The sequence below is a fragment of the Dorea sp. AM13-35 genome (assembly GCF_003473885.1).
Taxonomy (GTDB): Bacteria; Bacillota; Clostridia; order Lachnospirales; family Lachnospiraceae; genus Dorea_D; species Dorea_D hominis.
Genome location: NZ_QUCZ01000003.1, coordinates 59138 through 79262, shown reverse-complemented (window position 1 = coordinate 79262; position 20125 = coordinate 59138). Strand labels below are relative to the sequence as shown.

20 protein-coding genes are annotated in these 20125 nt (G+C 39.9%); 18 read left to right on the top strand and 2 right to left on the bottom strand.

Going from position 1 to position 20125, the window contains the following annotated elements:
- From DW152_RS04710 to DW152_RS04665, 10 genes are all read left to right on the top strand, one after another.
- Positions 1-885: an LtrC-like protein gene (locus DW152_RS04710; protein WP_117805319.1), complete on the top strand. Its 885-nt coding sequence runs from the start codon at positions 1-3 to the stop codon at positions 883-885.
- A gap of 12 nt (positions 886-897) precedes the next feature.
- Positions 898-1101 carry a hypothetical protein gene (locus DW152_RS04705; RefSeq protein WP_008789327.1) on the top strand — a complete coding sequence of 68 codons (204 nt, stop codon included), beginning with the start codon at positions 898-900 and terminating at the stop codon, positions 1099-1101.
- A complete protein-coding gene (locus DW152_RS04700; protein ID WP_117805318.1) occupies positions 1088-2896 on the top strand; it encodes a VirD4-like conjugal transfer protein, CD1115 family in 1809 nt (602 codons plus the stop codon). The genes DW152_RS04705 and DW152_RS04700 overlap by 14 nt, the downstream gene beginning before the upstream one ends.
- A 19-nt stretch (positions 2897-2915) precedes the next feature.
- Positions 2916-3278: a hypothetical protein gene (locus DW152_RS04695; RefSeq protein WP_015512775.1), complete on the top strand. Its 363-nt coding sequence runs from the start codon at positions 2916-2918 to the stop codon at positions 3276-3278.
- 73 nt (positions 3279-3351) lie between these two features.
- Complete coding sequence (locus DW152_RS04690; protein WP_002594677.1) at positions 3352-4188, top strand: hypothetical protein; 837 nt, start codon at positions 3352-3354, stop codon at positions 4186-4188.
- A 135-nt stretch (positions 4189-4323) separates the two neighbouring features.
- A complete protein-coding gene (locus tag DW152_RS04685; RefSeq protein ID WP_015530025.1) occupies positions 4324-4689 on the top strand; it encodes a PrgI family protein in 366 nt (121 codons plus the stop codon).
- Positions 4682-7012 carry a VirB4-like conjugal transfer ATPase, CD1110 family gene (locus DW152_RS04680; protein ID WP_002594681.1) on the top strand — a complete coding sequence of 777 codons (2331 nt, stop codon included), beginning with the start codon at positions 4682-4684 and terminating at the stop codon, positions 7010-7012. The genes DW152_RS04685 and DW152_RS04680 overlap by 8 nt, the downstream gene beginning before the upstream one ends.
- A gap of 13 nt (positions 7013-7025) precedes the next feature.
- Positions 7026-7427 carry a DUF6075 family protein gene (locus DW152_RS04675; RefSeq protein ID WP_002594682.1) on the top strand — a complete coding sequence of 134 codons (402 nt, stop codon included), beginning with the start codon at positions 7026-7028 and terminating at the stop codon, positions 7425-7427.
- Positions 7428-7433: 6 nt separating this feature from the next.
- A complete protein-coding gene (gene srtB / locus DW152_RS04670) occupies positions 7434-8201 on the top strand; it encodes a class B sortase (protein ID WP_117805317.1) in 768 nt (255 codons plus the stop codon).
- Positions 8202-8240: 39 nt separating this feature from the next.
- Positions 8241-9944, top strand: coding sequence for a lysozyme family protein (locus DW152_RS04665; RefSeq protein ID WP_117805316.1), 1704 nt, complete (start codon positions 8241-8243; stop codon positions 9942-9944).
- Between the two features lie 64 nt (positions 9945-10008).
- Here DW152_RS04665 and DW152_RS04660 read toward each other — a convergent pair whose 3' ends face one another.
- A complete protein-coding gene (locus tag DW152_RS04660) occupies positions 10009-10461 on the bottom strand; it encodes a hypothetical protein (RefSeq protein ID WP_008118497.1) in 453 nt (150 codons plus the stop codon).
- A 226-nt stretch (positions 10462-10687) separates the two neighbouring features.
- On the opposite strand from DW152_RS04660, the gene DW152_RS04655 reads away from it, so the two are divergent.
- The 8 genes from DW152_RS04655 to DW152_RS04620 all read left to right on the top strand — a co-directional run bounded on the left by DW152_RS04655 (position 10688) and on the right by DW152_RS04620 (position 19406).
- The gene (locus tag DW152_RS04655) at positions 10688-11023 is read left to right on the top strand and encodes a helix-turn-helix domain-containing protein (protein ID WP_002594686.1); all 336 of its coding nucleotides are present in this window, start codon (positions 10688-10690) and stop codon (positions 11021-11023) included.
- A gap of 155 nt (positions 11024-11178) precedes the next feature.
- Positions 11179-11394 (top strand): hypothetical protein, encoded by a 216-nt coding sequence (locus tag DW152_RS04650; protein ID WP_002594687.1) that lies wholly within the window; start codon positions 11179-11181, stop codon positions 11392-11394.
- A gap of 187 nt (positions 11395-11581) precedes the next feature.
- On the top strand, positions 11582-11788 hold the full coding sequence (locus tag DW152_RS04645; RefSeq protein WP_008789334.1) for a helix-turn-helix domain-containing protein: 207 nt from the start codon (positions 11582-11584) through the stop codon (positions 11786-11788).
- 17 nt (positions 11789-11805) lie between these two features.
- Positions 11806-14991 (top strand): type I restriction endonuclease subunit R, encoded by a 3186-nt coding sequence (locus DW152_RS04640; protein ID WP_199608715.1) that lies wholly within the window; start codon positions 11806-11808, stop codon positions 14989-14991.
- An 11-nt stretch (positions 14992-15002) separates the two neighbouring features.
- Entirely contained in the window at positions 15003-16637 is a 1635-nt protein-coding gene (locus DW152_RS04635; protein ID WP_199608713.1) for an HsdM family class I SAM-dependent methyltransferase, read from the top strand.
- Entirely contained in the window at positions 16630-17745 is a 1116-nt protein-coding gene (locus DW152_RS04630) for a restriction endonuclease subunit S (protein WP_118288085.1), read from the top strand. Before DW152_RS04635 ends, DW152_RS04630 begins: the two co-directional genes overlap by 8 nt.
- Positions 17746-17861: 116 nt before the next feature.
- Complete coding sequence (gene xerA, locus DW152_RS04625) at positions 17862-18845, top strand: site-specific tyrosine recombinase/integron integrase (protein ID WP_117805313.1); 984 nt, start codon at positions 17862-17864, stop codon at positions 18843-18845.
- Positions 18846-18857: 12 nt separating this feature from the next.
- Positions 18858-19406: a restriction endonuclease subunit S gene (locus DW152_RS04620; protein WP_118288084.1), complete on the top strand. Its 549-nt coding sequence runs from the start codon at positions 18858-18860 to the stop codon at positions 19404-19406.
- Here DW152_RS04620 and DW152_RS13435 read toward each other — a convergent pair.
- A complete protein-coding gene (locus DW152_RS13435) occupies positions 19385-20089 on the bottom strand; it encodes a hypothetical protein (RefSeq protein ID WP_243059798.1) in 705 nt (234 codons plus the stop codon). The genes DW152_RS04620 and DW152_RS13435 overlap by 22 nt on opposite strands.
- Between the last annotated feature and the right edge of the window lie 36 nt (positions 20090-20125).

The following is a 20125-nucleotide window of genomic DNA, read 5'->3' as shown; positions in this document are numbered from 1 at the left end:
ATGACAAATGATTTCAAACCCGCAAAGGCTGGCGGTAATCAGCCAAGATTATCCAAAGAGGAGTATGCAGAAAAGAAGCGAGCAGAAAAAGAAAAAGTCTATCAGATGATTGATGATGCTGCCCGTGAGATTGTGAGTGACCCTGAGAAGTTCAAGAACTTTCTTGATACGCAGAGTCGAATGGACAGATATTCCGCAGCAAATGCTCTCCTTATTTACAGTCAGTATCCGCAGGCGACACAGCTTAAAGATTTTGATGATTGGGGTAAGGACAATGTGAAGATTACCAAAGGGGCAAAGAGTATTTCTATCCTTGAACCAGTGGAATACACAAGAGCAGATGGTTCTCCGGGTATTTCCTACAATGTCAAAAAGGTATTTGATGTTACGCAGACAAATGGAAGAAAAGCTCCGGCAGTATCAGCAAACCGTGACCCGAAAGCACTTATCACGGCAATGCTTGATGTATCTCCGGTGGAGGTTGCGGCAACCGATGAACTTCCGTATCCGAATATGGCAGCTTTCTATAATAATGAAAAGCAGACCTTGTATGTGAAACGTAATGTGGGCGACAGCGTAGCAGTTGCTCAGTGTGTCGCTCAGGAACTTGGACACGCACAGCTTTCCATCAACAGCGAAAGTTACAGCCGCAGGGATATGGGCTTTCAGGCAGTGTGTATCGGATATATGATTTGCAAGAAGTATGGCGTAGATACACAGAATTTTGCAATTAACCGTATTCCGGAGGGACTGGCTTCCAAAGAGCCGAAAGAAATCCGTGCGGAGCTTTCCAAGACACGAAATGCAATGGCAGAAATTCACAGTCATATCTCTGATGAAATGTTCCGCAAGAAGCAGGAGCGTTCAAAGGACTATGAGAGATAACGGAGGGCAGATATGGAAAAAGAAAAACTCTACCACATTGCTTTGGACGATTATGAACACGGTGTTGTCATTCGCTCCTTAAACGATGAGAAAACAAAGTTGATGGAGGAAGGTAAGTCGGCAGACGCAGTAGACGACCTGCTTGTAAAAGTCGGAAATGCCCCATTGAAAAAGTTCAAAGTGATTGAAAGGAAACGCTCAGATGAAGCGAGATAATGACAGGCAGACTGCCATTATTTTATCCATTGTCGGTATCGTTCCGGTTATATGGCTGTCACTTCTGATTGCACCTTCCATAAGCGGAGGATTGCCGGAGATAGCAGCCAATCTTGCGACACTTTTTGATAATCCATTTTCCATAAAATTATGTGGGGACAGCTTAAAAACTGTCCTCATTTTGCTTTTATGCTATGGAATGGGTATCGGGATTTACTTTTCGACAAGAAAGAATTACCGCAGACGAGAAGAACACGGTTCTGCCAAATGGGGCAATGTCAGAGCCATTGATAAAAAGTACCGACAAAAGCCACTATCAGAAAATAAGCTGATGACTCAGAATGTGTGCATTGGACTTAATGCCAAGAAGCACAGACGAAATCTGAATACGCTTGTGTGCGGTGGCTCCGGTGCAGGTAAGACAAGATTTTATGCAAAGCCTAATATTATGAACGCTGCAAGAAACAGCTATGTGATATTAGACCCGAAAGGGGAAATCCTGCGAGATACGGGACATCTTCTTGAGAAGAAAGGTTACGAAGTGCGTGTGCTTGATTTGATTTCAATGGAGAAAAGCCATTGTTACAATCCTTTTGTTTATTTGCAGAATGACAATGATGTGCAGAAGCTCGTAACCAATCTTTTTAAGAGTACCACTCCGAAAGGTTCACAGAGCAATGACCCATTTTGGGATACGGCAGCGTCAATGCTTCTGCTTGCACTTGTATTTTATCTGCATTATGAAGCACCGCCGGAAGAACAGAATTTTGCAATGGTAATGGAAATGCTCAGAGCCGGGGCGATTGAGGACGAGGACGACCCAAGTCCTTCTCCGCTTGATAATCTGTTTTCAGATTTGATGATAGATAATCCTGACCACATTGCTTTGAAGTATTACCACTCTTATCATTCTGGTTCTTCCAAAACATTAAAATCCATACAGATAACCCTTGCAGCAAGGCTTGAAAAGTTCAACTTGGAGAGTCTTGCTGCTCTTACTTCTGCCGATGAACTGGATTTGCAGTCACTCGGAGAGAAAAAGGTGGCTCTGTTTGCACTGATACCGGATAACGACTCCAGTTTCAACTTCTTGGTATCCATTCTTTACACACAGCTCTTTCAGCAGTTGTTTTATGCAGCCGACCATATCCACGGCGGCTGTTTGCCGATGCCTGTTCATTTTATGATGGACGAATTTGCCAATGTTTCACTGCCGGACGACTTCGACAAGATACTGTCGGTTATGCGTTCCCGTGGGGTATCTGTAAGCATCATCTTACAGAACTTGGCACAGCTTAAAGCCTTGTTTGAAAAACAGTGGGAGAGCATTGTGGGTAACTGCGATGAATTTCTTTACCTTGGTGGAAATGAGCAGTCAACCCATAAATATGTGTCGGAGCTGTTGGGCAAGGAAACCATTGATACCAACACGTTCGGAAAGAGTACCGGAAGAAGCGGTAATTATTCCACCAACTATCAGATTAGCGGCAGAGAGTTACTTACCCCTGATGAGGTGCGTATGCTCGATAATCAGTACGCTATTTTATTCATCCGTGGGGAAAGACCCATTATGGATTTCAAATATGACATTATGAAACACCCGAATGTGGTACTTACCACAGACGGAAAGGCAAGTCCTTATAAGCACGGAGAAGTTACAAAAGATATTGCTTCGATTGCCATTTGGGACATTGACCCTGCAACACTTCCTGAAAAGGAAATGGAAGAAACGAACTGGGAACTTCTTTCCGATGAGGAGATGGAAGCTCTGTTCATAAACAATCAAACAAATTAAATTTTGGAGGTATTCAACTATGACTATTTTTAAGAAAAAAGCAACTGACATTCAGGAAACAAAGAAACTGCCTATGACCGGAAAGGTTAAGAAAGGCTTCCGTGCTTACTGCACAATGGTCATTGTCGGTGCGTTGGCACTTGGAATGACAACGACTGCATTTGCAGCGAATGACCCGCTTACCGTAGTCAATAATCTGTCCGACTTTATCTTCGGACTTATCCGTGCCATCGGTATGATTTTGCTTGGCTTTGGTATCGTGCAGGTCGGTCTTTCACTCAAATCTCACGACCCTTCTCAGAGAGCCAATGGCTTCCTGACTCTTGCGGGCGGTGTCATTATCACTTTTGCGAAAGAAATCCTTACTCTTATCACAGGCTAAGATAAGAGTTACACAGTTATCGAGGGGTGTGCCAAGTTAAGGGACACCCCTTAATTGTAAGGAGGTGCTTTGAATGAGTGATAACTGGGTAGTTCAAAATCTTGAAAATGCCCTTGAAACTTGGAATGAAAAACTGTCGGAAATATGGACACTCATCACAACTACACCGCAGAACTTTAAGGGCGGGAATATCTGGAAGGTTATCGTTGACATCAACGGTGCAGTTCAGGCTATCGGGCTTGCCTTGCTTGTATTGTTTTTTGTGATAGGTATGGTAAAGACCTGCGGAAGTTTTACAGATGTGAAGAAACCGGAACACGCACTGAAACTCTTTGTCCGTTTTGCACTGGCGAAAGGTGTCATCACATACGGAATGGAGCTTATGCTTGCACTATTTAATATTGTGCAGGGTACGATTTCAACCATTATGAATGCTGCCGGATTTGGAACTCCGGAACAGACGACCTTGCCCGCAGAGATGGTAACGACCATAGAGGATTGCGGATTTTTTGAGAGTATCCCTTTGTGGGCGGTAACGCTTATCGGAGGATTATTTATCACGGTGCTGTCGTTCATTCTGATAATGACGGTGTACGGAAGATTTTTCAAACTTTATATGTACACAGCACTTGCACCGATACCGCTTTCCACATTTGCAGGAGAACCGACACAGAATGTCGGCAAGAGTTTTATCAAGAGCTATTGTGCAGTTCTGCTTGAAGGGGCAGTCATCGTACTTGCTTGTATTATTTTCTCCGTATTTGCTTCATCGCCACCAGTAGTGAATCCTGACGCAGCAGCAGTTACGCAGGTGTGGGCATATATCGGGGAATTGGTATTTAATATGCTCGTTCTTGTCGGTGCAGTGAAAATGTCTGACCGTATTATCCGAGAGATGATGGGACTTTAAGGAGAGATTTTGAGATGAACCAAAGAGATTGTAAGAAATGTGTTTACTATGGCGGTAAACGGAAAGGCAAAGTCTTTTGCCTGAATGATAAATGCGTGAGGGAGAACGACCGAAACCGCAGGAAAGGAAACAGATATGGAAGTAAAAATTAACCGAGAAATCAGAAATTATACAGAGTCAATGTTTTTTGGACTGTCGTTCAGACAGTTCATTTTTTCTGTTCTCGCTTGTGGCGTTGCAGTAGGACTGTATTTCTTGCTCAGACCGTATGTTGGCACGGAAACCGTATCGTGGGTGTGCATTTTGGGTGCTGCCCCGTTTGCGGCACTTGGCTTTGTGAAGTACAACGGTATGACCGCAGAGAAAGCAATCTATGCGTGGATAAAGTCGGAGTTTTTGATGCCGAAGAAGCTGGTATTTCACTCCACCAATGTTTATTACGAACTGATGAAGCCAAGCATTGAACAGAAGCAGAAGGAGGTATTGAAGTCAAATGATTAAGACTCTTACAAATTTGTTTAAGCAGGATAAAGAAAAATTTGTTGTACCGAAAGGTGTGCAGGACGTGATTCCCGTAGTGGCTATCTTTGATGATGGCATTTTCAAAGTGGGAAAGGATAAGTATTCAAAGACTTATCGTTTTACGGACATTAACTATGCGGTGGCAAGCCGTGAGGATAAGGAAGCGATGTTCCTTGAATATTCCGAACTTCTGAACTCTCTTGACAGTGGTGCAACGACAAAAATCACAATCAATAACCGTCGGCTCAACAGACTGGATTTTGAACAGACAATCCTTATTCCGACAACCGGAGATAATCTGGACGAGTATCGAGAGGAATATAACAAAATGCTTCTTGATAAGGCAACGGGTGCAAACTCCATTGTTCAGGATAAGTATATTACCATTTCCATCAATAAAAAGAGTGTAGAGGACGCAAGAACTTATTTTGCCCGTGTCGGTGCAGATTTGATTGCTCACTTCGGCAGACTTGGAAGTAAGTGCGTGGAACTGGAAACAGACGAGAGACTTCGTATTTTCCACGACTTTTATCGTGTGGGAGAGGAAAGCTCTTTCCACTTTGATATTAAGGAAACAAGAAAAAAGGGACACGATTTTAAGGATTATATCTGCCCTGACACAATGGAATTTGAAAAGGACTATTTCAAGATGGGAAACCGTTATGGAAGAGTTCTTTTTTTGCGTGAGTATGCGTCCTATATCAAAGACAGTATGGTAGCGGAACTTACGGATATGAACAGAAATCTGATGATGTCCATTGATATTGTTCCCGTTCCGACTGATGAAGCAGTAAAGGAAGCAGAGAACCGTCTGCTTGGCGTGGAAACCAATATTACGAACTGGCAGCGTAGACAGAATGCAAATAATAACTTCTCTGCAACTGTTCCGTATGATATGGAGCAGCAGAAGAAAGAAATGAAAGAGTTCCTCGATGACCTTACAACCCGTGACCAGAGAATGATGTTCGCCGTTATCACGATGGTTATTACAGCAGACAGTAAGGAACAGCTTGAGAATGATACGGAAGCATTGCTTACCACAGCAAGAAAACATCTTTGCCAGTTTGCAACACTGAGATTTCAGCAGGTAGATGGACTCAACACGGTAATGCCGTTTGGAACAAGAAAGATTGACGCTTTCAGAACACTTACCACAGAGAGTCTTTCGGTATTTATCCCATTCAGGGTGCAGGATATTTTCCACGAAAACGGTATCTATTACGGTCAGAATGTTATCAGCAAAAATATGATTATCGCAGACCGTAAGCAGCTTTTGAATGGTAACTCCTTTATTCTCGGTGTATCCGGTGGTGGTAAGTCGTTTGCAGCAAAGGGAGAAATCATCAATCAGGTTCTTTCTTCAGACGCAGATATTATTATCATCGACCCTGAGCGAGAGTATTCACAGCTTGTCAATGCGATGGGCGGAGAGGTCATCAATATTTCTGCTACTTCCGACAATCACATCAATGCAATGGATATGAATAAGGATTACGGCGACGGTGCAAACCCTGTCATTCTGAAATCCGAGTTCATTATGTCCCTTTGTGAACAGCTTATCGGCGGAACAAATCTCGGAGCAAAGCAGAAGTCTATCATTGACCGTTGCACGGCAAGTGTGTACCGCAGTTATCAGCAGAATGACTATCAGGGACATATACCGACCTTGCAGGATTTCAGGGCAGAACTTTTGCAGCAGGACGAACCGGAAGCAAAGGAACTGGCACTTGCTATTGAGCTTTTTACGCATGGTTCTCTGAACACTTTTGCAAAGCAGACGAATGTGGATACCAATAACCGCCTTATCTGCTATGACATTCTTGACTTGGGTAAACAGCTTATGCCGATTGGTATGCTTGTTGTCCTTGACTCTATTCTGAACCGTATCACACAGAACCGTGCAAAGGGTAAGAACACCTTTATCTTCATTGATGAAATTTATCTTCTGTTCCAGCACGAATACTCTGCAAACTTCCTCTTTACCTTGTGGAAGCGTGTGAGAAAATACGGTGCATACGCAAGTGGAATAACCCAGAACGTCGATGACCTTTTGCAGAGCCACACAGCAAGAACAATGCTTGCAAACTCAGAGTTCATTATTATGCTGAATCAGGCTTCCACAGACAGGCTTGAGCTTGCAAAACTTCTGAATATTTCCGACCTTCAGATGTCCTATATCACGAATGTGGAAGCAGGACACGGACTTATCAAGGTGGGAAGTTCGCTTGTACCGTTTGCAAACAAATTCCCTAAGAACACGAAACTTTATAAACTGATGACGACTAAGCCAGGCGAAGCGTAAGGAGGGATTTACAATGTCTAAAATTCAATTTCGCAATGCTGCACACAGAGATTTTGTATTGGAAAATCTGGATAAGTGCAAAGTCAACGACTGCTATCACAGAGCATTTTTCTATGTGATGGGTATTTCAGAAGAAACGAGAATGAACATCGGAAAGATGTTTGATTTCAAGAGGGACTGCATCATACCGGAAGGTATGCACGGCGGTTGGCAGACAAGTGGCACAGTCAAGGTCTGCCACCTTGCCTTTAATCTCTGGAATGGATTCACAGAAGAAGGCAGGGAAAACCTCTATACACCGGAGGAACTGTTCTGTTGTGGATATGCTCCGTATTTTATGGAGGGTATCAAATTGAGGTATCCGGAGTATTGCAGGGATTTGACCCCGCCTAAGAGAAACGATATGGAAAGGTAAGAGAAAATGAGCAGAAAAATCTATATTATTATTGCGGTGGTGCTTACAGTAGTGTTATCTGTAAGCACCTTCTTTATTATCCGCAATCACATTGATTCTGCCAAGCAGAGTGAAGTCTATGATAACCTTGCGGAGATTGTGGAGGACGAGCCGCCAAAGGAAAATGAGGGCGTGACGTTTTCGGAAGATAAGGACTATCTTGCAGAATATCTTGAACTCTATCGGCAGAATGAGGATATGGTGGGGTGGATAAAGGTTGAGGATACCAATATCAACTATCCGGTAGTGCAGTCTGTAAATGAGCCGAACTTCTACCTGAAGCACAAGTTTGATAAGACCTATTCTGCTTATGGCTGCCCGTATGTGCAGGAAAATTGTGATGTGCAGAAACCATCAGACAACATCATTATATACGGACACCATATGAATGACGGTTCGATGTTTACGGGACTGATGAAGTACAGAAACAAGAGCTTTTGGGAAGAACATAAGGCTATTACTTTTGATACACTGACGGACAGACACCAGTATGAAGTGATTGCAGTCTTTAAGACGGTTGTTTATACAAACAGCTCCGACAGCTTTAAGTATTATGAGTTTACGGACGCAGAAAATGCGGCAGAGTTTGATGCGTATGTTGCTAAGTGCAAGGAACTTTCTTTGTATGATACCGGAGTATCGGCAGAGTATGGCGACAAGCTGATTTCTCTTTCTACTTGTGAATATTCAAGAAACAATGGCAGGCTTGTTGTTGTCGCTAAGAGAGTGGATTAACCCCCACTCTCTATTATTTTTCGAGAAAGGAGGAAACCGATGGCTGATATAAAAACAAGAGATACAAGCAAAGGTACAATCAAGACCATAAATAAGGCAGCAGTTGCCACGGAGCGAATGAAGAAAGCCTATGTGATGACGAAAGATAAGGCAGAACATTCCACCAATGCTTCGGAAAATTCCGCAGAGGAATATGCTTCCGATAAAATCGAAGCGGCAACGGATAGGGCTGTTCACGAAACTGCATACCGTGCGGATAAAGTCGGCAGATGGGGTGTGCGTGAAACAAGGCAGAATTATCAGAAAGCCAAAACGGGAATTGAGAATTTCAAGACCAAGCGTGCAGAGAAACAGCTTCAGAAACAATCGGTCAATCCTGTCGGAAAACAGAGCATCCGAACTCTGGAGCGTACGGAGAAAACAATTAAACAGTCTGCAAGGTCGGCAGGAAATACGACAGTCAAGACCGTATCGAAAGGTGCAACCAATACTGTTCAAAGGTCGGTCAAGACCGCAGAACAAACGGCAAAGACTTCTATTAAGACCACCAAAGAAGCTGCCATTTTAGCACAGAAAACAGCAAAAACAACAGCCAAAGCAACACAGAAAGCGGCTCAGACGGCAAAGAAAGCGGCGAAAGCCACAGCAGATACCGTTAAAGCCACAGCGAAAGCTACTGTTGCGACAGTCAAAGCGATTATTGCAGGGACAAAAGCACTTGTAGCAGCAATCGCCGCAGGCGGTTGGATAGCGGTTCTGATTATTATGATTGTCGTGCTGTTTGGTGCTGCCGTAGCAATGTTTGGAGGAGGAAGTGACAGTAATTCCTATACTCCGGTAAGTGCAGAGGTAGAAGCCTATGAACCCATCATACAGAAGTATGCCAAAGAGTACGGCATTCCTGAGTATGTGGAACTTATCAAGGCGGTTATGATGCAGGAAAGCGGTGGCAGAGGACTTGACCCTATGCAGGCAGCAGAGGGAAGTTTCAATACAAGGTATCCGCACGAACCTAATGGAATTAAAGACCCTGAATATTCTATCCAGTGTGGAGTTCAGGAATTGAAAGCGGCTCTTACTTCGGCAGAAGTGGAAAGTCCGATAGATATGGAGCATATCAAACTTGCCTTGCAAGGCTACAACTTCGGTAATGGGTATATTTCTTGGGCAAAAACAAAGTATGGCGGTTATTCTTATGCCAATGCAGTGGAGTTTTCCACTCAGCAGGCACAAAGGCTTGGTTGGGACAGTTATGGAGATACCCAATATCCGGCTCACGTTCTGAGATACTATCCGTATGGGCGAGCCTTTACTGCCGGAGGTAATCAGGCGATTGTTGAGGTTGCCTTGACACAGCTAGGCAATCAGGGCGGACAACCTTACTGGAGCTGGTACGGCTTTAATAGTCGAGTGGAATGGTGTGCCTGCTTCGTATCTTGGTGTGCTGACAAATGCGGGTATATTGAAAGCGGACTTGTTCCGAAATTTGCAGGTTGCGTGGATGGTGCAAACTGGTTTAAGTCAAATGGAAAATGGCAAGACCGCACTTATGAACCAAAGGTAGGAGATATTATCTTCTTTGATTGGGAAGGCGACGGTACAACAGACCACGTTGGTATCGTAGAGAAGTGTGAGAATGGCACAGTTTATACCGTAGAGGGCAACTCAGGCGACGCCTGCAAGCAAAGACAGTACGCAGTCGGAAGCAGCAATATCTATGGATACGGTATTCCGGCATATTAAAAATTCCAGACGGTGTCTGGAAAATTGAAAAGATGGCTGCTCAGTTGAGTAGCCATCGGGTACATTATGAGAAATCAGTTGTTTCTCTGTTATTCAGGAAAATATGGTGTGTGTGATAAGTGAAGCTGAAAAGCATATCGGCATTTTCTTTACTGCCGTCTAAAAAGGAAATATCATCGGCAAGGATAAAAAGAATTGCTAACAGCTTCTTGATATATCCAGTGTAGCAGGCATAATCTACATAGATGTTGGCGATATATCCCTCGGCAAATTCTATCAGGTCAGCGTCAATTTCAAAGCTATTGGATAGTTCGTAAACGGTTTTGATAAATTTATCCTTGTCAGCAATTCGCTCTTTACTTGGAACACTTCTGCGGTTCTTCTGTATGAATTTCAAAAAATCATCAGCTTCCGTAAAGTCAGGAGTGATTGTGTTGCCAGTTCCCAAATCTGTTTTGTAATCCTCAAATTTCTCTTTTTCAAACCGATTACTGAATATTATCTTTTGTTCGTCCATTCCTTTTTACCCCTAAGTTTCTTCTATGGAGATTGTTTAACTTGGCTCTTGGGTTGTGATTTGTCTTTCGCCATTAACAATCGTGAATTACTACTTTTGTAGTATAACATAAAAATAGTTGGGAATCATCACTAATAGTTGGTTTAACTTCCTTTGGGTGCGTGTGATTTGAAATCGACTTAACCTATACTATTAGTTATGGAAACACACTAAGGGAGGTGATGTGATGAAGCTCGATACAATCGGCAAGAATATAAGAAAGTTCCGACTTGCGAGGAAATTACGCCAAGAAGATTTGGCTGAGAAAACAGATTTGACAACAAATTATATTGGTATGGTTGAGCGTGGAGAGAAAATTCCGTCACTCGAAACTTTCATAAAAATAGTAAATGCTTTAGGTGTATCATCAGATATGGTTCTTACAGATGTTCTGGAAACGGGATATACGGTCAAGAACTCTATGCTGAATGAGAAGCTTGAAAAACTTGCTCCTGAAGATAGAAACAGAATTTATGAAGTCATAGATACACTTGTGAAGCAGTCAAAGCAAATACTTCCATAAAACACAGAAGTTCGTCCTAATCGACGAGCTTTCTTTTTTTCAGTATAAAAAATTTCAGCTATCGACAAATTTTTCGGGACTTCGACAGAGCAAATATGCTATAACAACAACTGTCAGTGATAGATACATACTAATAGAGATAGGAGGAAGTAGAAGTGAACGACATTTTCAGACAAATAGCAAAAGAAAATGGAACAACCGAAAAAGCAGTAAAAGAGGAAATGCAGTTTGCCATTCGGGAAGCAATGAAAAGTGCTGAACCGGAAGCAATCGCTTTTTGGAAAGCAGTTGCACCGGACGGAAAAGAGCCGCCTATAGAAAAGGTCATAGCAATGATTGCATTGAATGTTAATAATAGAATGTATAATTGAGGTGCTTCGGCATCTCTTTTTTATTATTCTTTAAAAGAGTCGTATTAGGTGTTTGTAAAAAGTGACACCTTGTCGGATAGGAGTTGCGAATAAATCCCTATATCTTGAAAAAATAGATTATTCATAGTATAATGTCAAATGAGTAACTGTAACCAAAAGGAACGGAGAATACGAAGGAGCGTTACAGATGAGAATAAGCTACAACAAACTTCAAAAACTTATGATTGATAATCAAATGAAAAGACAAGATTTAATGCGTGCTGCGGAGATTTCATCGTCTGTTGCAACAAAATTAAATAAGAATGAAACAGTATCCCTTGATGTGCTTATGAGAATTTGCAAAGTATTTCATTGTGATATTGGCGATGTATGTGAAGTCATATTAGACGAATGATATGAGGAGGTCTGAAGATGGCGGCAAGTGGTAAGAAAAATATGTTTAACGAAGCTACCCGTGTTCAAATGCCAGCAATGGTTCATTTGACACGCCTTGGTTATACCTATTTCGGGAAAATAACTGAAGATATGGCAGGCATAGTATATGACCCTGATACCAATATCTTAATTAACGTTTTCAAGGAGCAGTTCGCACGGCTTAATCCTACCCACGCAGGAGAAGCGGAACAGACATTGAAAACTATTAGGCAGGAATTAGATAATGATGATATAGGACGCAGTTTTTACGAGCGTTTATCGTCTGTTTCGCCTGTTAGATTGGTGGATTTTGAAAATCCAAAGAATAATACATATCATTTTACCGCCGAGTTCACTTGTAAGCGTGACCAAGATGAATTTAGACCTGATATTACATTGTTTGTAAATGGACTTCCACTTGTATTTGTTGAAGTAAAGAAGCCGAATAATCACGGCGGTATGGTTGCAGAAAGCAAGAGAATGAACCAAAAGAGATTTCCTAATAAAAAATTTAGGAGATTTTTGAATATTACACAGTTGATGATTTTCTCTAATAATATGGAATATGACACTATGGGTGGTATTGTTCCGGTTCAGGGGGCATTCTATTGTACGACGGCAAAACAGTCTGCACCGTTCAACTGTTTCAGAGAAGAAAATCCTACAAATTTGGATATTGCACCTTATAATGCAGATTTCCCATATAAGGATATTGACCCGATTGTTGAAAAGAAGATATTGACTGACTTTAATTGTCAGGTTATTCATACTTCTCCGGAATATCAAACAAATTTAGATACCTATACACCGACCAATCGAGTACTGACATCTATGTGCAGTCCTGAAAGATTGTTATTTATATTAAAATATGGAATTGCCTATGTTCGTTTTCATAAAGAAATAAATGGCAAGATAGAGTTTATTGAGCAGAAACATATAATGCGTTATCAACAGATGTTTGCTGCCTTAACAGTAAGAAGTAAGATTGATGAAGGTGTTAATTCAGGTGTTATATGGCATACTCAAGGTAGTGGAAAGACCGCCCTTTCGTATTATCTTACTTATGTTCTTTCTGACTATTTCAGCAAACAAAATAAAGTTGCAAAGTTTTATTTCATTGTTGACCGCCTTGATTTGCTGAAACAGGCTTCAGAAGAATTTGAAGCTCGTGGATTGGTTGTGAAAACGGCAAGTTCCCGTGCTGAACTTATGGAGCAGTTCCGTAACAATCAAGCACAAGAGGGAAATACGGGAAAACCTGAAATTACAGTAGTAAATATACAGCGTTTTGCTGAAGATAGGTCAAAAGTTGACCTTCCTGCGTATGCAACGAATTTGCAGAGGGTGTTTATTATTGATGAAGCACATAGAGGGTATAAACCAGAAGGCTCATTCTTGGCTAATCTTCTTGATGCAGATAAAAATGCAATAAAGATTGCGTTGACAGGAACACCGCTTTTGAAAGAAGAAAGAGAATCTTGGAGAGTTTTTGGTAATTATATTCATACATACTATTATGACAAATCAATTTTAGATGGATATACGCTGAAAATTATCCGTGAGGACATAGAAACTCAGTATAAAGAGCGACTTTCTGAGATTTACGAAAAACTTGAAACTTTGGTAGAAAAGAAAGACGTAAAGAAAAGTCAGATTGTTGAACACGATAACTATGTCAAAGAGTTGCTTAGATATATTATTTCTGACCTAAAGAGATTTAGACAAATTCAGGGAGATAATACGCTCGGCGGCATGGTCATTTGTGAAACAAGTGAGCAGGCAAGGAAGCTGTTTGCGTATTTTGATGAAATTCAAGCAGAACTTAATAAAGACGCTTCTATGAAAAGTCATTTGCGAGCTGGACTTATACTTCACGATAGTGATGACAAAGATACAAGAGATAAGATTATTGATGACTTCAAAAATAATATGACAGTTGATATTCTTATCGTTTTCAATATGCTTCTTACCGGATTTGATGCACCAAGATTGAAACGCCTGTATTTTGGTCGAAAATTGAAAGACCATAATTTGTTGCAGGCAATTACAAGAGTCAACAGACCGTATAAAGAAAACCATTATGGTTATGTCATTGATTTTGCAAATATAAAAAGGAATTTTGAGGAAACAAATGAAGCATACCTCAAAGAGCTGAACCGTTTTAATGACCCGAATGAAGTTGGTGCGGGAAATGAAACAGATACATTCAAACAGGTTATTGAAGACCCGGCAGAACTCATTAAACAAATGCAGGAAGTGCAGCAGGTTCTTTTTAACTACACCACAGATAATGCAGAAGAATTTAGTTCGGAAATATCTACGATTGAGGATAAGCAGGAATTGCTTAAACTTAAAAAAATTCTTATTGCTGCTCGTGACTGTTGTAATTTGGTAAGAACCTTTGGCGATGATGAATTGAAGGAAACATTTGCAAAAATGGAATTAACAAAGTTGCCTTCATTGATTTCAGAGGTGCAACATCATATTGATAACATAAATCAGAAAGAACTTTTTGCAAGTGATGATACCACGAAATTGCTTGTCAATGAAGCAATGGAGGATATTACATTTAATTTCAGCAAAATCAGTGAAGAAGAATTAAAAATTGTCGGTGGTAAAGACGCAGTAACAGAAAAGTATAAAAAGACTGTTCGTGCTTTTACACAGAATATCGACCCTGATGACCCTGAGTTTATTACTTTGCAGGAAGCATTTTTGCTTCGCTTCAAGCAACACGGTTTTGAACCTAAGAGTGTATCTGAGATTGAGGAGCAAGGAAAAGAACTGGAAGATATTCTGAAAAAGCTGGATGAATTGCAGAAGAAAAACACGGTTCTGCTGAGGAAATATAATGGCGATGCGAAATTCGCAAGGGTTCATAAAAGAATCAGGGAAGAAAATCTTGCTCGAAAAGCAGCAAATAAACAGCCGATTGTTTCAGAGTATGATATGTCTATTATGAGTGTTTTGCTTTCTATTAAGTCTGATATTGACCAGAAAGTGTATGACAGAAATGACATATTGAAGAAAGACGCATATTTTGAGAGAACGGTTATGACACAAATAAAAGCAGGCATTGATAAGTTGGGAATAGCGAGTGCTCGTGAGGATAGAGTATTTATACAGAGCAGGATTACAAAACAGTATCTTGACCAGTATAACCAGACTTATTCAGTGGCATAAAGGAGAACACAATGGAAGAAATAAAGACGATAAAAGAAAAAACCATAGAGTTGATAGATGCCTTAAAAGCAACTTGTCAGACCTATGGTATGGGAAACGATGGTAACGAATATAAAATTATCACACAGGTTTTCCTTTATAAGTTCCTTAATGATAAGTTCGGATATGAAGTAAAAAAAGTAAGTCCGGTTCTTAAAAATGCTGAAAAATGGGAACTTGCTTATGCAGAAATGTCAGAAGATGACCGCTTGGATATTTTTGATAGTTTACCGTCAGATATTCCATTACTTAATCCGGAACATCTTATTGCCAACTTATGGAATCAGCAGGCAAAGGGCGATTTTGATTTAATCTTTGACAGCACGATGACAGATATAGCAGATAAGAATATTGATATATTTTCAACTCAGACTGCTCAGAATACAAAAATACCGCTTTTTGAAAAGCTGACACAGTATGTAACGGACGATACAGCAAGAGCACCTTTTGCCCGTGCTTTGGTTGACAAGTTGGTAAACTTTTCTTTTGAAGAAGCATTTGAGAAGCATTATGATTTCTTTGCAGATATATTTGAATATCTGATAAAGGACTACAATACCGCAGGCGGTGGTAAGTATGCAGAGTATTATACTCCTCACGCTATTGCAACGATTATGGCAAGATTGCTTGTTGGTAATGCAACTGATTTACATAGCATTGAGTGTTATGACCCCTCTGCTGGAACAGGAACACTTTTGATGGCTCTTGCTCACAAAATTGGAGAAGATAAGTGTACGATTTTTGCTCAGGATATTTCACAGCGAAGTAATAAAATGTTAAAACTTAATCTTATCCTAAACAGCTTGGTATCTTCTCTTGACCACGCAATTCAAGGAGATACGCTGATTGCTCCATATCATAAGAGTGATAATGGACAGGAATTAAGAACTTTTGATTATGTAGTCTCAAATCCGCCTTTTAAGATGGATTTCTCAGATACAAGAGAACGTATAGCAGCAATGCCTGTTCGTTTTTGGGCGGGAGTTCCGAAAGTACCAGCCAAGAAGAAAGAGAGTATGGCAATTTATACGTTGTTCATTCAGCACGTTCTTAATTCATTGAAATCAACCGGAAAAGGTGCGATTGTAGTTCCTACCGGATTTATAACTGCAAAGTCGGGTGTAGAAAAGAAAATACTACAACATATTGTAGACGAACATATTGTTTATGGCTGTATTAGTATGCCGTCAAATGTATTTGCTAATACCGGAACGAATGTATCAGTATTATTTTTCGATAATTCAAGAAAAACAGACAAGGTTGTACTGATAGATGCTTCAAAACTGGGAGAAGAATATAAGGACGGTAATAATCAGAAACGCAGACTTCGTGATTTTGAGATTGATAAAATTGTTGATACATTCCTTAATAAAGAAGCTGTTGATGATTTTTCAGTTGCTGTTACCTATGATGAAATCAAAGAAAAGAAATATTCACTTTCAGCAGGACAGTATTTTGATGTGAAAATTGAATATGTTGAATTATCACAGGACGAATTTAATGCTCGTATGAGTGTTTATGCAGAGAAGTTACAGGAATATTTTGCAGAGGGCGATAAACTGAAAACAGAAATTATGGAGCAGTTAAAGAAGGTAAAATATGAATAAATGGACATATACAACACTTGGGAAAATATCAGAGATTATTACGGGACCATTTGGAAGTCAGTTACATCAATCGGATTATGTGGAACAAGGAATCCCAGTAGTTATGCCACAAGACATAGATAATAGGAAAGTAAATTATGCATCTATCAATTATGTGTCTAATGAAGATGCAATAAGACTTGAAAGATATAAAACCATAATTAACGACATATTATATGCTCGCCGAGGAGATGTAGAAAAACACGCTTTTATAAAGGAAAAGGATAATGGTGTTTTATGTGGGACAGGTTGTTTACGAGTGCGAATAACAACATCAGAAGTAGAACCAGAATTTATATCTTTTTTTCTCAATAGAGAAGAAACTAGAAAATGGCTTGTTACACACGCAGTAGGTACAAATATGCCTAATTTGAATACAGATATTTTATCTGATGTTCCAATAGCTTATCCATTGCTTGAAGAACAAAGAAGAATTGTTCAAGTTTTAAATAGCCTTGATGAGAAAATTGCTTTAAATAGTGCGGTAAACGATAATTTATCAGCAATGGCTTATGATATTTATATGCATAATTTTTTCTCAAAAAAGCCTAATGCTAAACTAAAAGACATTTTGACCGAAGCTGAAAAGTCAGCTATTCAGGTCGGAGAAGCAAAAACATCAAATGGCGAATATCCATTCTTTACAAGCGGTGCAACTATTTTGAAATGGAACGAACCATTTGTTGACGGTAGAAATTGCTTTTTAAATACCGGCGGTAACGCTGATGTTAAATTTTATGTTGGTAAAGCCGCCTATTCAACAGATACTTGGAGCATTTCTGCAAAATCAGAAATGTCGGATTATCTCTACCTAATGTTATTTTCAATCAAGCCTGAACTTGACCAAAAATTCTTCCAAGGAACGGGGTTGAAGCATTTGCAAAAGCCTTTACTTAAAGACAGACCTATCTATGTTCCTGAAAAGCTGGAATTAGAAGCATTTAACCGTCAAGTAATGCCGATGTTTGATATTATTTCTGAGAACACAAGAGAAAATCAACAGCTAACATCTCTTAGAGATTGGCTTTTACCTATGTTGATGAACGGTCAGGCTACCATCAGTGATTGATGTGGTAAATTATCGTTTAACATACATCCCATAACTCTTGTGGGTGGCGAGAGTTAAATCAGGGGACTACCCACTCCGTAGTCGTTCTCTAAGTTAAATAAAAGGAGAATTGACTAATGAAACAAAATTTAATTACAGATGTTGTTCAGGCTATGTTACCTTTCTTGAATAACGCACAGACAGAACGCTTGCAAGAGGTATTGCAACATACACTTTTTGATTATGAGGTAACAAAAATTGAAAGTGAAAAAGAAATCTCGGAGCAGAACTATATGGAACTGTTCTTAGCGGCAAAGCGAATTGAGGGCTGTTCCGAGAAATCTCTTAAATACTACAAAACAACTATCGAGATGATGATTGCGACTGTCGGCAAAAGCGTAAAGCATATTGAAACTGACGACATAAGACGATACCTGACCAAGTATCAGGAAAAGAAAAAATCAAGCAAGGTTACGATTGATAATATCCGCCGCATTCTTTCAAGCTTCTTTTCGTGGCTTGAGGACGAGGATTATATACTGAAAAGTCCTGTCAGGCGAATACACAAGGTCAAAATCGGCACGAACATTAAAGAAACATACTCCGATGAAGCATTGGAGCTTATGAGAGATAACTGCACCGAGCCGAGAGATTTGGCGATGATTGATATGTTGGCTTCAACGGGTATGCGTGTCGGCGAAATGGTATTGCTCAACATAAATGATATTGATTTTAACGAGCGTGAATGCATCGTGTTCGGTAAAGGAAACAAGGAACGAGTGGTCTATTTTGACGCAAGAACAAAGATACATTTGCAAAATTACTTGAACAGCAGAACCGACGATAACCCGGCACTATTTGTATCGCTGAAAGCACCGCACGAAAGGTTGAAAATCGGCGGTATAGAAACAAGACTCAGAGAATTTGGAAAGCAATTAGGGTTGCACAAGGTACACCCACACAAGTTCAGGCGTACCCTTGCAACTATGGCGATAGACAAAGGAATGCCCATTGAGCAACTGCAACAGCTCTTAGGGCATAGGAAGATAGACACGACCTTGCAGTACGCAATGGTAAAACAAAGCAATGTAAAAATTGCACACAGGAAATATATAGGCTGACGGAGGCAGATTATGAAATATAGAATGGATGAAATTACAGAATCTTGCTTGGGAAAAATGTTGGATGCTAAAAAGAATAAAGGCGAATATCAACCATATCTTGCAAATATAAATGTCAGATGGGGTTCTTTTGACTTAGAGAAGCTTTCTTTAATGCGATTTGAAAAAGACGAAGAAGAACGATACGGTATAAAATATGGGGACTTGATAATGTGTGAAGGTGGAGAACCGGGGAGATGTGCAATTTGGAGAGATGAACTTCCAAATATGAAGATACAGAAAGCACTACACAGAATAAGACCAAATACCGAATTAGTGGATGTAGAATATTTGTATTATTGGTTTCTCTTATCAGGTAGAAATGACCTGCTTAGACGTCATTTTACTGAAACAACAATAAAGCATTTACCGGGCGAAACATTAAAACAGTTAGTCATAGATTTGCCAGATATGAAAACACAAAAGGGTATTTCTTCGGTTTTGCGAGTTATTGATAAGAAAATCACAGTGAATGAGCATATAAACGATAATTTATCGTATCAGTCGCTGATGGTCGCCTGACCGTTCATTAGCATAGGTAGCAACCAGTCACGAAGTTTAACAAGTTCTTGATTTTCGCAAACATTTTTACTTATTTGTGCATATATAGCTTGAGTAGTTTCGTGATAAGCACGTAAAACTGTATCTTCAGGAATAATAATGTGAACGCCTGCTAAATCATCATTGTTTACAGCTTCTTGAGTCGCTCCGTGAGCAAGCATATCTTTATGAATTTCAAAATATGCATTTGAAACATAAGAAGCAATATATTCAAAACTGATTTCGTTGCATTGTAATCCGCAAAATCCTGTTGAAAGAATAGAACTTGAAATAATAGGTTGCATTTCTTTGTTTAGGTAAAGATGTTTAATACTATTTTTCATTTTAGCAAACCATACAGAATTTATACTTGGTTGCATATTAGCACGACTTTCTCTACCGTCGTAATCAACAATAGTTCCTGTTGAAATAGAAGTACCTTTAACATCGGCTGTTGCTAAGTATGTTTTTGTATTAAAGATTTCGACTCCGGGTTTTATTATGGAAGATAAACAGTTTGAAATTACAGATTGAACTTTCCAATTTTCAGGAATATTACGCTTCAAAGTATCATTCCAAACCATTTTCCCACCGGAAGTCTGATAAGGATTGCCGTCGTTATCAGGAAAATCAAATTGGGTAAACCAATAATCATATAAAAGCATAAGTTGCTGCTCTAAATTATCGTTTACAGTAGAAGG

Coding starts and splice junctions, on each gene's coding strand:
- DW152_RS04680 (WP_002594681.1), top strand. CDS start 4,682: ATGATTAAGACTCTTACAAATTTGTTTAAGCAGGATAAAGAAAAATTT.
- DW152_RS04665 (WP_117805316.1), top strand. CDS start 8,241: ATGGCTGATATAAAAACAAGAGATACAAGCAAAGGTACAATCAAGACC.
- DW152_RS04640 (WP_199608715.1), top strand. CDS start 11,806: ATGGCGGCAAGTGGTAAGAAAAATATGTTTAACGAAGCTACCCGTGTT.
- DW152_RS13435 (WP_243059798.1), bottom strand. CDS start 20,089: ATGCTTTTATATGATTATTGGTTTACCCAATTTGATTTTCCTGATAAC.
- DW152_RS04710 (WP_117805319.1), top strand. CDS start 1: ATGACAAATGATTTCAAACCCGCAAAGGCTGGCGGTAATCAGCCAAGA.
- DW152_RS04660 (WP_008118497.1), bottom strand. CDS start 10,461: ATGGACGAACAAAAGATAATATTCAGTAATCGGTTTGAAAAAGAGAAA.
- DW152_RS04705 (WP_008789327.1), top strand. CDS start 898: ATGGAAAAAGAAAAACTCTACCACATTGCTTTGGACGATTATGAACAC.
- DW152_RS04630 (WP_118288085.1), top strand. CDS start 16,630: ATGAATAAATGGACATATACAACACTTGGGAAAATATCAGAGATTATT.
- DW152_RS04645 (WP_008789334.1), top strand. CDS start 11,582: ATGAGAATAAGCTACAACAAACTTCAAAAACTTATGATTGATAATCAA.
- DW152_RS04695 (WP_015512775.1), top strand. CDS start 2,916: ATGACTATTTTTAAGAAAAAAGCAACTGACATTCAGGAAACAAAGAAA.
- xerA (WP_117805313.1), top strand. CDS start 17,862: ATGAAACAAAATTTAATTACAGATGTTGTTCAGGCTATGTTACCTTTC.
- DW152_RS04700 (WP_117805318.1), top strand. CDS start 1,088: ATGAAGCGAGATAATGACAGGCAGACTGCCATTATTTTATCCATTGTC.
- DW152_RS04620 (WP_118288084.1), top strand. CDS start 18,858: ATGAAATATAGAATGGATGAAATTACAGAATCTTGCTTGGGAAAAATG.
- DW152_RS04635 (WP_199608713.1), top strand. CDS start 15,003: ATGGAAGAAATAAAGACGATAAAAGAAAAAACCATAGAGTTGATAGAT.
- srtB (WP_117805317.1), top strand. CDS start 7,434: ATGAGCAGAAAAATCTATATTATTATTGCGGTGGTGCTTACAGTAGTG.
- DW152_RS04655 (WP_002594686.1), top strand. CDS start 10,688: ATGAAGCTCGATACAATCGGCAAGAATATAAGAAAGTTCCGACTTGCG.
- DW152_RS04675 (WP_002594682.1), top strand. CDS start 7,026: ATGTCTAAAATTCAATTTCGCAATGCTGCACACAGAGATTTTGTATTG.
- DW152_RS04690 (WP_002594677.1), top strand. CDS start 3,352: ATGAGTGATAACTGGGTAGTTCAAAATCTTGAAAATGCCCTTGAAACT.
- DW152_RS04685 (WP_015530025.1), top strand. CDS start 4,324: ATGGAAGTAAAAATTAACCGAGAAATCAGAAATTATACAGAGTCAATG.